A 13027-nucleotide genomic window follows, 5' to 3' on the forward strand; every position below is an offset into this window, starting at 1 on the left:
CTCGGTGGTCGCCGGTTCGCTTCTTTTTCTGCGAGCCGATAGCGGCTTCCTCTCGCTTCTCGCCTTTCCGGGCGCGGCGATCGCCTCGGTCGCCGTCTTCGCGCTCGGCGGTGGCCTGCGCGGCGATGTCGGCCCGGTGCGCCTCGTACTGGCGGGCGCCGCCCTCAACGCGCTGCTGCTCTCGGTCGTCTCGGCGGTGGTGCTGACGCGCTCGGATTCGCTCGACATCTTCCGCTTCTGGGTCAACGGCTCGCTCGCGCAGGCCGGCGAGCGTCCGCTCGGACCCATGGCGCTCATCGCGCTCGGCGGCGCGGCGCTCGCCTTCGCGGCCGCGCCCAGGCTGGAGACGCTGGCGCTCGGAAACGCGCTTGCGCGGGGCCTCGGGACGCGCGTTCTCCCGGCTCAGGCGGCCGCGCTCGCGGTGGTGACGCTGACGACCGGCGCCGCCGTCGCCGTGGCGGGCCCGATCGCCTTTCTCGGCCTCATGGTGCCCCCGATCGCCCGGCGCCTTGCCGGTCATTCGCTGCGGAGCGAACTCGCCGTCTCCGCTCTCATCGGGGCCGGCATCCTCCTCCTCGCCGACACGCTGGGGCGTCTGGTGATCGCCCCAGCGGAGGTTCGCGTCGGGCTGATGACGGCGCTCATCGGGGGGCCGGTCTTCGTCCTCATCGCGCGGCGCCTGCGCATGGGGCCGCAGACGTGAGGGGCGCCGTCCTGCTCGCCGTGCTCTTGATCCTCGCGACGCTCCTGTCGCTGGCGGTGGGCGAGGTCGTGCTCGGACCGCAGGCGCTGTGGCAGGGGCTCTGGAGCGGCGAAGGGCCGGGCGCGCTGACGATCCGCGTCCTGCGCGGCCCGCGCCTCGTCACCGCGCTCGGCGCCGGCGCGGTGCTCGGCCTGTCCGGCGCGATCCTTCAGACTCTCCTGCGCAACCCGCTCGCCGCTCCCGACATTCTCGGCTTCAACGCAGGCGCGGGTCTCGCCGTCGTGGCGGCAATTGCCGCGGGCGCCACCCTGCCGCTTCCGCTCGCGGCGGCCGCGGGCGGCATCGCCGCGGCGCTTCTCGTCGCCGCGCTGGCGCATCGCCCCGGCCATCCCGGCTCGACGCTGACGCTGGTGCTCGTCGGGCTCGGCGTCGGCTTCACCGTCGCCGCCTTCGCCTCCTATCTGGCGCTGACCCTGCCGACGAACCAGGCGAGCGAGGCGCAGCGCTGGGTGTCGGGCTCGCTCGCCGCGCGCAACTGGGGCCATGCAGCGCAGGTCTGGACCCTCGGCGCGGCACTCACGCTGCTCCTAGCGCTGCAGGTTCCCGCCTTGACGCTTCTCGAACTCGGCCGCGACCTCGCCGCCGGTCTCGGCTTGTCTGTCGACCGGGCGCGCTGGGGCTTGATGGGAACAGCGGTGCTCCTGGCGGCGGCGGGCGTCGCCGTGGCCGGGCCCGTTGCCTTCGTGGCGCTGATGGCGATGCCGCTCGGCGTCCGGCTGACCGGCGCGCGCGGCGCCGGCGGGCGCCTTGCCTCGGCGGCCGGGGCCGGCGCGCTGGTGATGGTGCTCGCCGACCTCGCGGCGCGGGCCGCGCTGCCCGGCGTGCAACTCCCGGTCGGCGTCACCGCCGGGCTCCTCGGCGCGCCCTACCTCCTCTGGCGGCTGTCGCGCGAAATGGAAAAGGGCGAATTGTGAGCGACCTGACCCTGCGCGCCGAGAACCTGACGCTCGGCTATCGCGACCGCCGCGTGCTCGATGACCTGACGCTCTCCCTGCCGCCGGGCCGGGTGACGACGATCCTCGGGCCCAACGGTTGCGGCAAGTCCACGCTGCTGCGGGCGCTCGCGCGCCTCATCGTGCCACTCGGCGGCCGCGTCACGCTGGGAGGCGAAGACGTGCGGACCCAGAACACCCGCGCCCTTGCGCGCCGGCTCGCCATCCTGCCGCAGGCGCCGCTCGCGCCCGACGGCATCACCGTCGGCGAACTCGTCCGGCGCGGCCGGGCCCCCTGGCGCGGCGCGCTCGCGGCCTGGAGCGCGGCCGACGGGGCGGCCTGCGCCGCGGCGCTGGGTGCCGTCGCGATGACGGATCTGGCCGAGCGGCCGCTCGGCGAGCTGTCGGGCGGCCAGCGCCAGCGCGCCTGGATCGCCCTCGTGTTGGCGCAGGACACGCCCGTGCTCCTTCTCGACGAGCCGACGACCTGGCTCGACCTGCCGCACCAGATCGACGTGCTGCGCCTTTTGCGCCGCCGCAACCAGGAAGCTGGAACCACCATCGTCTGCGTGCTCCACGATCTCAACCTCGCCGCGCGCTTCTCGGACCATCTGGTGCTACTCGGCCCGGGCGGCGTCGTCGCGGAGGGGCCGCCGGATGCGGTCGTGACGGAAGCCCATCTCGCCCGCGCCTTTTCCCTGGCCGCCCGCGTGCTCCGGGATCCGGTTTCGGACACGCCCATGGTGGTGCCGCTGTAAGGGGTACCATGGCAAAGCCAAACGTCGCCGGAAGGCTCATCTGGTTTTCAGGTCCACGGGTGTGAGTTCCGCGTGAGGTCTTGCGCCTCTGACGTGCCTTCACCGCCATCAGCCCTATCTGTCCGGCCAGTGTGGCAAGAGGGTTCCCGATCCGGTCGATGTCCGTGGATCTCATGCCGACGAGAACGAGCACCGCGTTGGTGAAGGCTTGGGGCAGGCCGGCGTTTTGCGGAGCGAGGTCTTCGTCACCAACGAGCGTTGGAACGAGGAGCAGGGCTCCAATCCGATGACCGCGACCTTCTGAGGGAACGACGATGGATTACGTGAAACTCGGTCGCACCGGCCTCGACGTCTCCCGCCTGTGCCTCGGCTGCATGAGCTACGGCGAGCCGGCGCGCGGCAATCACGCCTGGACCCTTCCGGAGGCGGAAAGCCGGCCCTTCATCCGAAAGGCGCTCGATCTCGGCATCAATTTCTTCGACACCGCCAACGTCTACTCTGACGGATTCAGCGAGGAGATCGTCGGGCGAGCGCTGAAGGACTTCGCGCGCCGCGACGAGGTCGTGGTGGCGACGAAGGTCCACGGCCGGATGCGGCCCGGTCCGAACGGTGGCGGCCTCTCGCGAAAGGCGATCCTCGGTGAGATCGACGCCAGCCTGCAGCGCCTGGGCATGGACTATGTCGATCTCTACCAGATCCACCGCTTCGACGCGGAAACGCCGATCGAGGAGACGCTGGAGGCGCTGAACGACGTGGTTCGCGCCGGCAAGGCCCGCTACATCGGCGCTTCGTCGATGCATGCCTATCAGTTCGCCAAGGCGCTCGCGATCTCCGAGCGCCGGGGCTGGGCGCGCTTCTCGACGATGCAGAACTACGTCAACCTCCTCTACCGGGAGGAAGAACGGGAGATGCTGCCGCTCTGCCGCGAGGAGGGGATCGGTGTCATCCCCTGGAGCCCGCTCGCCCGCGGACGGCTGACGCGCGACTGGGACGAGACGACCGAGCGGTCGCAAACCGACACGTTCGGTCGGACACTCTATGCCGACACCGCCGAGGCCGACCGCAAGGTGGTGGAGGCGGTGGCTGGCGTGGCGGCGGCCCGCGGCCTGCCGCGCGCCCAGATCGCTCTGGCCTGGGTGCTGCAGACGAGCCCGGTTTCGGCGCCGATCATCGGCGCGACCAAGCCCCATCACCTCGACGACGCGGTCTCAGCCCTTTCGGTTCGACTGACGGACGTAGAGATCGCGGCGCTCGAGGCGCCGTATGTTCCGCATGCCGTGACGGGCTTCTCGTAAGCCGTTCCGGCCCCCGGCCCTGCATGGCGCAGCCCCGTCGATCGCCCTTCATTACATCAATCCCGAACCCGTGAATTGAAAGCAGGCGGCGGCATTGCCGCACCCGGTGAACACCTTCTTCGTCCGCTGCGTTGGCTGAGATGATGCACGTCGTCGAGCGTCCCGTCCGATCCTCTCGCCTCTGGCGCCCGAAACGGGTTCTGGTCACGCCGTCGGCTGTGGCGAGGTCGCACGGTCGAGCCATGGTCGAGCGGATCGAGGCGCTCGGCATCGTCGTGGAACGCCTTCCGTCCGATCGCTTGCCTCTGGAGCGCGATGTCGATGCCAGCGGCTTCTACGCTCGGGCGAAGTCGACATTGGCGATCGTGGTCGCGCCGCCGTCCAAGCTGAAGCTCCAGCCCATCGCACCCAGCGCCGACTGGCGTGTCGACCTCGCCGAAGGGTGCCCGGCTCATTGCAGCTACTGCTATCTCGCCGGTTCGCTGAAAGGCCCGCCGATCACGCGCGTCTACGCCAATCTCGACGAGATCATCGGCGTGCTGCCGGATTACTTCGGCCGAGGTGCCGTCACGTCGGCGAGTGCGACGCGGGCCGGAGAGGGAACGACCTTCGAGGCCTCCTGCTATACGGACCCGCTTGGCATCGACCATCTGACCGGTTCTCTATCGTCGCTGATCGAGCGGTTCGGACGGTGGGAGGCCGATGTCCAGCTGCGGTTCACCACGAAGTTCGCCGCCGTCGAGCCACTTCTCGATCTCGACCACCGGGGGCGCACCCGTATGCGGGCCTCGTTGAACCCGGCGGAGTTCGCACGGTTCGAAGGCGGCACCAGCCCGGTCGGCGAACGGTTGCATGCGTTGCGGCGCATGGCGGATGCCGGCTATCCGATCGGACTGACCATCGCGCCGATCATCGCCGCCGATGGATGGCGGGACGCTTATGGCGGCCTGATCTCCAACGTGTTTGCGGTCCTGGGCGATGTCGCGGCCAGGGGCGATCTGACGGTGGAACTCATCACGCATCGCTTCTCGCCGGGATCGAAGACCGTTCTCGAAAGTTGGTATCCGGGTTCGGACCTCGACCTCGGCGAGATCGGCAGGCGCGAGAAGCGCACCCGCTTCGGCGCGGTGAAGCACGTCTACGATGCGCCGACGATGGGCGCGTTGCGGCGCTTCTTCGAGACGGAACTGGCGGCCGAGCTCCCGGGGAGCCGCATCCTGTATTGGACGTGAACGTCGGCTCGGTCGGGTGGGCATCCCGGGTGCACCGGCGGCCCGCCGGCTTTGGGTTCAGAGCCATCGTGATCTGAGCGAAGCCGGTGGACCGCCGGAAAGCGTTCCTTGGACGTCAGAAGACCTTGACGCTGTCGCTGGTCACGCGGGCGGCGCCGGACCGCCTTCACCGGGCTCGCCCAGCCCATCGAGATTGGCGATCGCCGGCTCCTTCATGAGAAGGCTTGGAACCTCCAGCGGATCTTGGTCATCGGGCAAGCGAACCCGGACCTTCGTATTCCGTCCCCGATCAGCGCCCGCCGCTCGCCCCAGTTGCCATTCCCGAATCGGGAACAGCTTGAGCGTGACGACAACGGCACCTAGGGCTTCGTTCCCGTCGAGGACCTTGCGTGCCTGCGAGCATCAGCTCGCGGGATCGGTCAAAGCGACAAGAAGCTCAAGTCCGCAGTCCCGGCGCTTCCTGTCCCGTTCGCTCGACATACTCTGAGTAACCGCCGCCGTAGAGATGCGGGCCTTCCGGTGTCAGTTCCAGCACGCGGTTGGACAGCGCCGCCAGGAAATGACGGTCGTGGCTGACGAACAGCATGGCGCCCTCGAACCGCGACAGCGCCTCGACGAGCATCTGCTTGGTGGCGATGTCGAGATGGTTGGTTGGCTCGTCGAGGACGAGGAAGTTCGGCGGGTCGAACAGCATCTTGGCCATGACCAGCCGCGCCTTCTCGCCGCCCGACAGGACGCGGCACTTCTTCTCGATCTCGTCGCCGTGAAAGCCGAAGCAGCCGGCAAGGCCGCGCAAGGGCGCCTGGCCTGCCTGCGGAAACTGGTCTTCCAGCGACTGCAGCACCGTGCGCTCGCCTTCGAGCACCTCCATCGCATGCTGGGCGAAATAGCCCATCTTGACGCTCGGCCCCCGCGTCACCGTCCCGGAGTCGGGCTCCGAGGTGCCGGCGATCAGCTTGAGCAGCGTCGACTTGCCCGCGCCGTTGACGCCCATGACACACCAGCGTTCGCGCCGGCGCACCTGGAAGTCGAGCGCGTCGTAGATGGTGCGGTCGCCATACCGCTTGTGCACGCCCTTGACCGTCGCGACGTCCTCGCCCGAGCGCGGCGCCGGCTGGAACTCGAAGCGCACCGTCTGCTGGCGCTTGGGCGGCTCGACGCGCTCGATCTTGTCGAGCTTCTTGACGCGGCTCTGGACCTGCGCGGCATGGCTGGCGCGCGCCTTGAAGCGCTCGATGAAGGCGACTTCCTTGGCCAGCATCGCCTGTTGGCGCTCGAACTGCGCCTGCTGCTGCACCTCGGCGATGGCGCGCTGCTGGCGATAGAACTCGTAGGTGCCCGAATAGGACGTCAGCGCGCCGCCGTCGATCTCGAGGATCTTGTTGACGATGCGGTTCATGAACTCGCGATCGTGCGACGTCATCAAGACGGCGCCGTCGAAGCCCTTGAGAAACCCTTCGAGCCAGATCAGGCTTTCGAGATCAAGATGGTTCGACGGCTCGTCGAGGAGCATGATGTCGGGGCGCATCAAGAGGATCTTCGCCAGCGCCACGCGCATCTTCCAGCCGCCCGACAGCTTGGCCACGTCGCCGTCCATCATCGCCTGGCTGAAGCCGAGGCCGTCCAGCACTTCGCGGGCGCGCCCGTCCAGCGCATAGCCGTCGAGTTCGTCGTAGCGGCCCTGCACGTCGCCGTAGCGGGTGATGATCTCGTCCATCTCGTCGGCCTTGGTCGGATCGGCCATGGCCGCTTCCAGCGCCGCCATCTCGGCGGCCAGCGCGCTGACCGGTCCCACGCCGTCCATGACCTCGACCACCGCGCTGCGGCCCGCCATGTCGCCGACATCTTGGCTGAAATAGCCGATCGTCACGCCGCGATCGACCGCGACCTGGCCCTCGTCCGGCAGTTCCTCGCCGGTGATCATGCGGAACAGCGTCGTCTTGCCCGCACCATTGGGGCCGACGAGGCCGATCTTCTCACCGCGCTGGAGGGCCGCCGACGCCTCGATGAAGACGATCTGCTTGCCGTTCTGCTTGCCGATGCTCTCAAAGCGGATCATGCGGGGATTCCAGGTCGTCGGGAGAATGGAGCCGCCTCAAACCATCCCACTCGCCGTCGCGCAAGGGGCCGCGACGCCCGATGTTCCGTTTTGCCGGCTCTCTCATGCCATCGCGCTGTCCACGCAGTCTCAGGCACCCAAGGCGGAGGATTAGCGGGGGCCGGAAGGCCAAGGGCGGGAGGGGGGCACGCACCTTCCAGGCGAGAACGCCGTAAAGCCCCGCCGGCCAGGCGCTTCATCATCTCGTCGAGCGTGATGTCTTTCGTCTCAGCGATCATCTCGACGATGAAGGCATCGTGCCGATCGAAACCGCCTCGCGCCAGCCAGCATTGCCGTCGCCGTGTGCGTTGCTCGATCTTGGCCCGCCCAATCCATCGGATCGCTGTCGAGACATCGATCCAGAGCCGAACGGCCGTCTGCGATGCCGACATGCCGTTTGACGACCCCCCCAAGACCCTCCGGTCGTTCGGTCATCGAATGGTTTCAGCCGCACGAAAGCATGGCGAGGTTCTGGCCCTGGCCGCCGAAGGAGAAGCCTTGCGTCGCGAAGACGGGTTGGACGCTGTCCTACTCCGGCGTGAGGTAGAACTGCGCGACCTGGTTCAGATCCTCGATCGTGCGCGCCCGCATCGCCCCGACGCGCAGTCGATCGGCATCATCAGCACACCCCGATCGTCGGGCGGCAGGAAGGACGAGGGCACCCGATACGGCGGACGCCGGCGGCAAGCCAAGCCATGGACGCGGCGGCTGCAGCGTCGAGGCTTCATGGACACTTCGCCCACATTCCGGTTGCGCAGACTGATCGCTCCTGACGCCGTCGCGACTTGGTTTGCGACCGCGGATCGGCGCCGTGCTCGCGCCGGCCGATCGCCGCCCCGCCGGCGCCGCTCTGGCGGTGGCTGCAGCCGTTGGCGCGTCCTTCGTCGGATTGGGCCTGCGACGCCCGGCGATGGAGCGCTACGGCCAGGCGACGACCGGCTTCGTCGAGGACGCCATCGTCCTCGCAATCGCACAGGCGGTCATCTCGCAGCGGACCTGATCAGATCGGCAGCAACTGGCAAGGCCCGGTGCGCGTCGTGCCGCCGATCGTCCATCCGTCTGCCGTTGCGCCGCGCTCGTTCAGCTCGGTCTGGATCAGCAAGCGGCTGGCGGTGACGTTCGAATAGCCGCCATAGCTCCAGGCGACCGGCGGACCGTCGACAACGAAGACCCGGCCGCCGGTGATCGGGTAGAGGCTGGACGCGGTCAGACCCGTCTCGCCGCTGAAATCCGCCATCGTCGATCCCTGGAAGGCGCTGATCCGGGCGCTCCGGTCCTCCTCGACCTGTTCCATGGTCTGGCAACTCACAGGGGCCAACAGCGCCGCAATACCTGCAAACCGTCCCAAGCTCTTGCACCGCATGTCTCTTCCTCCGCTTCGATCGTGATCGAACAGACGGAAGAGGGAGTAAGCGCACAAGCCGTTCGTCAGCATCGCTGTGTGGGGCGCCGGTGTGGGAAGCCGGTGAACTTCTCTGCTAGGTCATTAAAAGACTTGGTGCACCCGACTGGATTCGAACCAGTGACCTCTGCCTTCGGAGGGCAGCGCTCTATCCAGCTGAGCTACGGGTGCCAGGACGGCGTTGAGCCATCGGGCGCGGCGGTGAGGCCGGGACAGGGGTTTGATACAGGACGCCGCGGGATCGGGCAAGACGGCTTTTCCGCTCCGCTCTGCGCCGGCATCGGGTTGGCCGGGCGTCAGGCGGGATCGGCGGATCGGGCGGCGGCGGGCGTGCGAACGAGGCGGCGCTCGATGAAGGCGAGGGCGTCGTAGAGGAGGACGGCGAGGATGGCGACGATGGCGCCGCCCTGCAGCACGAAGGCGGCGTTGTCGGAGAGGAGGCCGGCGATGATGACCTCGCCGAGCGTGCGCGCGCCGACCGTCGAGCCGATCGTCGCGGTGCCGAGATTGATGACGGCCGAAAGGCGCAGGCCCGCCACCATCAGCGGCAGCGCCAGCGGCAGCTCGATGCGCCAGAGCCGCTGCCAGCCGGTCATGCCGACCCCGCGCGCGGCCTCCATCACCGCCGGGGGGAGGGTGGTGAGGCCCGTGAGGGTCGTCTCGAAGATCGGCAGGAGGCCGTAGAGGAAGAGCGCGATCAGCGTCGGCGCCTCGCCGAAGCCGATGGCGGGCACCGCCAGCGCCAGCACGGCGACCGGGGGGAACGTCTGCCCGATGTTCACGAGGCTTCGCGACAGCGGCAGGAACTCGGCGCCGAAGCGGCGGGTCACGAGGATCGCCATGGTCACGGCCACCACTGCGGCGGCGAGCGTCGCCATCGCCACGAGCTGCAGGTGCTGGAGCGTCAGCGTGAGGAGATCGCCCTGGTTGTAGATCGCCGGCGCGCCGTTCGTGGTCAGCGGCTGTAGGAGCGGCGCGAACAGGCTGGGGCGAAGGAGAAACGCCGCAAGCAGCAGCGCCGCGAGGAGGCGCAGCAGCCGACCCGGTGTCGGCAGCGCGATCGCGCGCGTCACGCCTGCGGCCCCGCCGCGCTGGCCATGAGCGCGGCAGCGCTGACGATGCCGAGCGGCTGCCCGGCATCATCGATCACCGGGGCGGCGGCGCGGTTCGACCACAGGAGCTCGGCGAGCGCGTCGCGCCGGTTGGCGCTAGCCGGGAGCGCCGGGCCTTCGGCGCTGCCGGGCTCGACGAGACCCGCGACGCTGGCGAGCGAGAGCACCTTGAAGGCGCGGTCGGCGCTGCCGACCATGTCCTCGACGAAGCGGTTGGCCGGGCGCGAGAGGATTTCGGCGGGCTCGGCATACTGAACGAGGCGGCCGGCGTCGAGCACCGCGATGCGATCGCCGAGATGCACGGCCTCCTCCATGTCGTGGGTGACGAGGATGATCGTGGTGCCGGTGGCGCGCTGGACGGCAAGGAGATCGGCCTGCGCCTTGGCGCGGATGATCGGGTCGAGCGCGCCGAAGGGCTCGTCCATGAGGAGGATGTTCGGCCGGGCGGCGAGCGCGCGGGCGACGCCGACGCGCTGCTGCTGGCCGCCCGAGAGCTCGTGCGGATAGCGGGCGGCAAAGCGCGCCGGCTCGAGGCCGAAGAGGTCGAGCAGCTCGCCCACCCGCGCCTCGCGCGCCGGCCGGTCCCAGCCGAGCAGCCGCGGTACGGTGGCGATGTTCTCGGCGACGGTTCGATGGGGAAACAGGCCGTGGTCCTGGATGACGTAGCCGATGCGCCGACGCAGCGCCGGCCCGTCGATCGTGCGATTGTCGACGCCGTCGATGAGGATGGCGCCCTCGCTCGGCTCGGTCATCCGGTTGACCATGCGCATGACAGTCGTCTTGCCCGAGCCCGACGTGCCGACGATCGCCGCAATGGTGCGCGGCTCGATGACGAGCGAGACGTCGTCGACCACGAGCGCGTCGCCGTAGCGCTTGGTGACGTTGCGGATCTCGATCATGCGGGGCGACCTTTTCTCGCGGGGGAGGCCAGTTCGACGGCGGCGTCGAGCACCACGGCGGAGGCGAAGGCGAGGGCGACGGTGGGCAGGGCGCCGAGGAGCACGAGGTCCATCGCCGTCTGGCCGACGCCCTGGAAGACGAAGACGCCGAAGCCGCCGCCGCCGATCAGCGCCGCGATCGTGGCAAGGCCGATATTCTGGACGAGCACGATGCGGATCCCCGTGAGGATCACCGGGAAGGCCAGCGGCAGCTCCACTTGGAACAGGCGCTGGCGGTCGCTCATGCCGAGGCCCCGCGCCGCGTCATCGGCGGCGCGCGGCACGCCGACGAGCCCGGCAACCGTGTTGGCGACCACCGGCAGCAGCGAATAGAGGAAGAGCGCGATGAGCGCCGGCGCCGCGCCGATGCCGCGAATGCCGACGGCATAGGCGCCGGGCACATGCGCGGCGACCCAGCCGAGCGGGGCGATGAGCAGACCGAACAGCGCGATCGAGGGGATCGTCTGTACGATGTTCAGCCCGCCGAGCAGCGGCTCGCGCAGGCGCTTCGAGCGGTGGCAGGCCACCCCGAGCGGCAGGCCGACGATCGCCGCGGCGGCCAGCGAGCCCATCGCCAGCATCACGTGCTGGCCTGCCTCGCGCCGGAAGCTGTCGGCCCGGCCGGCATATTCCTTGAGGACCGAGAGCCCGTCGAAGAGGCCGGAGCGCAGCAGCAGCGCGAAGGCGACGGCGACCAGCATGAGGGCGCCGATGCGCACGAGCGGCGGCGGCCGGAGCCGGGTCAGGGCGTCGGCGGCCATCAGCGCGAACGCGAAGAGCGCCAGCCAGACGCCCGAGCCCGGCGAGACGCGCGCATAGCTGTTGCCGGCCGCGACGAGATGGGCGGGGGCAAGGCCGATGCCGACGAGAACCGCCGCGATGGCGGCGATCGAGCCCACGAGACGCAGACCGGCGGGCGTGCGCAGAACGGCGACCGCGGCCACAGCCACCACGACTGCCAAGACTGCGAGCGCACCGGGCATCGGCAGCGCATCGAACAGGGACCGCGTTTCGCCCGCCACGATGCGATTGGCGCGAAACACCGCGAAGGGCGCGATGGCGACGGCGAAAAGCGCCAGTGCGGCGACGGGGATGCCGAGCTTGTCCCAGCGTCTTGCCATGCCCACCCTCCCTGCGGCGATCGAGCCGATCTGGCGGCACGGTGGTTCCCGTCCCATCTCAGGGGTGATTATGGGGCGGCGGCGGCGCGCGTCACCTTTGGAGCGGTACCGTGCGACATCGCGGCCGGCGCATCGCCGCAATGTTTCGTAACCCGGCGGCCACGCTAAGGCCGGCGTTCTCGGCTAGAGGGTCTGGAATCGTCCGACCCCTCGCGAATGGATTTGGAACAGGCATGGCCGGCAGGCTCGCAAAGACTGGGATCGCATTGGCCGTCGTCGCGGTGGCGGGCGCCGGCGCGCTCGGCTGGCAGCGCAGCCGCACCGTCTCCGACGCCGCGACGCCCCCCGTCGTCGTGGTGGCCGCGCCGACCGAGCTTGCCAGCCTCGAGGTGACCGAAGTCGCGCGCCAGGACGTTTCCCGCACCATCCGCGTCTCGGGGTCGGCGACGCCGAGCCGGCAGGCCCTCGTCACCGCCGAGGTCTCGGGCCGCATCGCCGAGGTCGGCGTCGAGGTCGGCGACGCCGTGGAAGCCGGCGCCGTGCTGGCGCGGTTCGACACGGTGGCGCTGCAGTCGGCGCTCGACGCGCAGCTCGCCAATCTCGAAGCGCGCAACGCGCAGCGGCGGCTGGCCGCCTCGGTGCTGGAGCGCGCCCGCAAGCTCGGCACCGCCGGCATCTCGTCCGAGGCGACGCAGCTCTCGGCCGAGGCCGATCTCCTCAATCTCGATGCGCAGGTGCGGGCCATTGAAGCCAGTGTCGCCGATGCCCGCAAATCGCTCGCTGACGCCGTGGTGACGGCCCCGTTTGCCGGCGTCGTCTCCGAGCGCAAGGTGGAGCCGGGCCAGAGCGTTCCCGTCAACACCGAGCTTCTGAGCGTCGTCGATCTCTCGCGCATGGAGATCGAGGCGATGGTGCCGACGAGTCGGATCTCGGAGGTGCGCGTCGGGCAGCGCGCCGCGATCCGCCTGGAGGGAACCACCGGCCGGGTGCTGGAGGCGCAGGTCGCGCGCATTGCCCCCGTGGCGGTGGCGGGATCGCGCGCGGTGCGGGTGTTCCTCGCGGTGGACAATCGCGAGGGGCTGCTGCGCGGCGGGCTCTTCGCCACCGGCGAGATCACGGTCGAGAGCTTTCCGCAGGTCATCGCGCTGCCGGCCTCCGCCATCCGGCGCGACGAGACGGGGAGCTTCGTGCTCGCGGCCGCGGACGGGCGCGTCACCCGGCGCGGCGTCGAGACCGGCACCGTCTTCACGGACCGCGGCACGGTGGAGATCGCTCGCGGTCTGAACGTCGGCGATGTCGTGGTGACCGCGCCGTTGCCGGACCTCAAGCCCGACACCGAGGTGACGATCGTCGATCTCGGCGCGGATCTCGGCTGA

12 protein-coding genes and 1 tRNA gene are annotated in these 13027 nt (G+C 69.7%); 7 read left to right on the top strand and 6 right to left on the bottom strand.

Annotated features, from left to right (window positions below):
* The 5 genes from AUL33_RS11325 to AUL33_RS11345 form a co-directional block, all read left to right on the top strand.
* On the top strand, positions 1 to 703 hold a 703-nt coding region (locus AUL33_RS11325), incomplete at its 5' end, for an iron ABC transporter permease (RefSeq protein WP_156419378.1).
* Positions 700 to 1677 (top strand): iron chelate uptake ABC transporter family permease subunit, encoded by a 978-nt coding sequence (locus AUL33_RS11330; protein WP_062207668.1) that lies wholly within the window; start codon positions 700 to 702, stop codon positions 1675 to 1677. The genes AUL33_RS11325 and AUL33_RS11330, both read left to right, overlap by 4 nt.
* Positions 1674 to 2453: an ABC transporter ATP-binding protein gene (locus tag AUL33_RS11335; RefSeq protein ID WP_202815300.1), complete on the top strand. Its 780-nt coding sequence runs from the start codon at positions 1674 to 1676 to the stop codon at positions 2451 to 2453. Before AUL33_RS11330 ends, AUL33_RS11335 begins: the two co-directional genes overlap by 4 nt.
* Before the next feature lie 314 nt (positions 2454 to 2767).
* Entirely contained in the window at positions 2768 to 3748 is a 981-nt protein-coding gene (locus tag AUL33_RS11340; protein ID WP_062207669.1) for an aldo/keto reductase, read from the top strand.
* 140 nt (positions 3749 to 3888) lie between these two features.
* Positions 3889 to 4980, top strand: a complete 1092-nt coding sequence (locus tag AUL33_RS11345; RefSeq protein ID WP_156419379.1) for a spore photoproduct lyase family protein — start codon at positions 3889 to 3891, stop codon at positions 4978 to 4980.
* A 436-nt stretch (positions 4981 to 5416) separates the two neighbouring features.
* Here AUL33_RS11345 and AUL33_RS11350 read toward each other — a convergent pair whose 3' ends face one another.
* Positions 5417 to 7039, bottom strand: a complete 1623-nt coding sequence (locus AUL33_RS11350; protein ID WP_062207671.1) for an ABC-F family ATP-binding cassette domain-containing protein — start codon at positions 7037 to 7039, stop codon at positions 5417 to 5419.
* An 850-nt stretch (positions 7040 to 7889) separates the two neighbouring features.
* Between AUL33_RS11350 and AUL33_RS11355 the strand changes: the two genes are divergently transcribed.
* Positions 7890 to 8078 (top strand): hypothetical protein, encoded by a 189-nt coding sequence (locus AUL33_RS11355; RefSeq protein ID WP_156419380.1) that lies wholly within the window; start codon positions 7890 to 7892, stop codon positions 8076 to 8078.
* On the opposite strand, the gene AUL33_RS11360 is transcribed toward AUL33_RS11355, so the two are convergent.
* The 5 genes from AUL33_RS11360 to AUL33_RS11380 all read right to left on the bottom strand — a co-directional run bounded on the left by AUL33_RS11360 (position 8079) and on the right by AUL33_RS11380 (position 11651).
* On the bottom strand, positions 8079 to 8372 hold the full coding sequence (locus AUL33_RS11360; RefSeq protein WP_062207675.1) for a hypothetical protein: 294 nt from the start codon (positions 8370 to 8372) through the stop codon (positions 8079 to 8081).
* A gap of 202 nt (positions 8373 to 8574) precedes the next feature.
* Positions 8575 to 8651: transfer RNA gene (locus AUL33_RS11365), tRNA-Arg, on the bottom strand.
* A 125-nt stretch (positions 8652 to 8776) separates the two neighbouring features.
* Positions 8777 to 9553 carry an ABC transporter permease gene (locus tag AUL33_RS11370; protein WP_374754424.1) on the bottom strand — a complete coding sequence of 259 codons (777 nt, stop codon included), beginning with the start codon at positions 9551 to 9553 and terminating at the stop codon, positions 8777 to 8779.
* Positions 9550 to 10491, bottom strand: coding sequence for an ABC transporter ATP-binding protein (locus AUL33_RS11375; protein WP_062207677.1), 942 nt, complete (start codon positions 10489 to 10491; stop codon positions 9550 to 9552). Before AUL33_RS11375 ends, AUL33_RS11370 begins: the two co-directional genes overlap by 4 nt.
* The gene (locus AUL33_RS11380) at positions 10488 to 11651 is read right to left on the bottom strand and encodes an ABC transporter permease (protein ID WP_062207679.1); all 1164 of its coding nucleotides are present in this window, start codon (positions 11649 to 11651) and stop codon (positions 10488 to 10490) included. The genes AUL33_RS11375 and AUL33_RS11380 overlap by 4 nt, the downstream gene beginning before the upstream one ends.
* A 233-nt stretch (positions 11652 to 11884) precedes the next feature.
* On the opposite strand from AUL33_RS11380, the gene AUL33_RS11385 reads away from it, so the two are divergent.
* On the top strand, positions 11885 to 13027 hold the full coding sequence (locus tag AUL33_RS11385) for an efflux RND transporter periplasmic adaptor subunit (protein ID WP_082652530.1): 1143 nt from the start codon (positions 11885 to 11887) through the stop codon (positions 13025 to 13027).

The sequence above is a fragment of the Aureimonas sp. AU12 genome (genome assembly GCF_001463705.1).
In the GTDB taxonomy this organism is placed as follows: domain Bacteria; phylum Pseudomonadota; class Alphaproteobacteria; order Rhizobiales; family Rhizobiaceae; genus Aureimonas.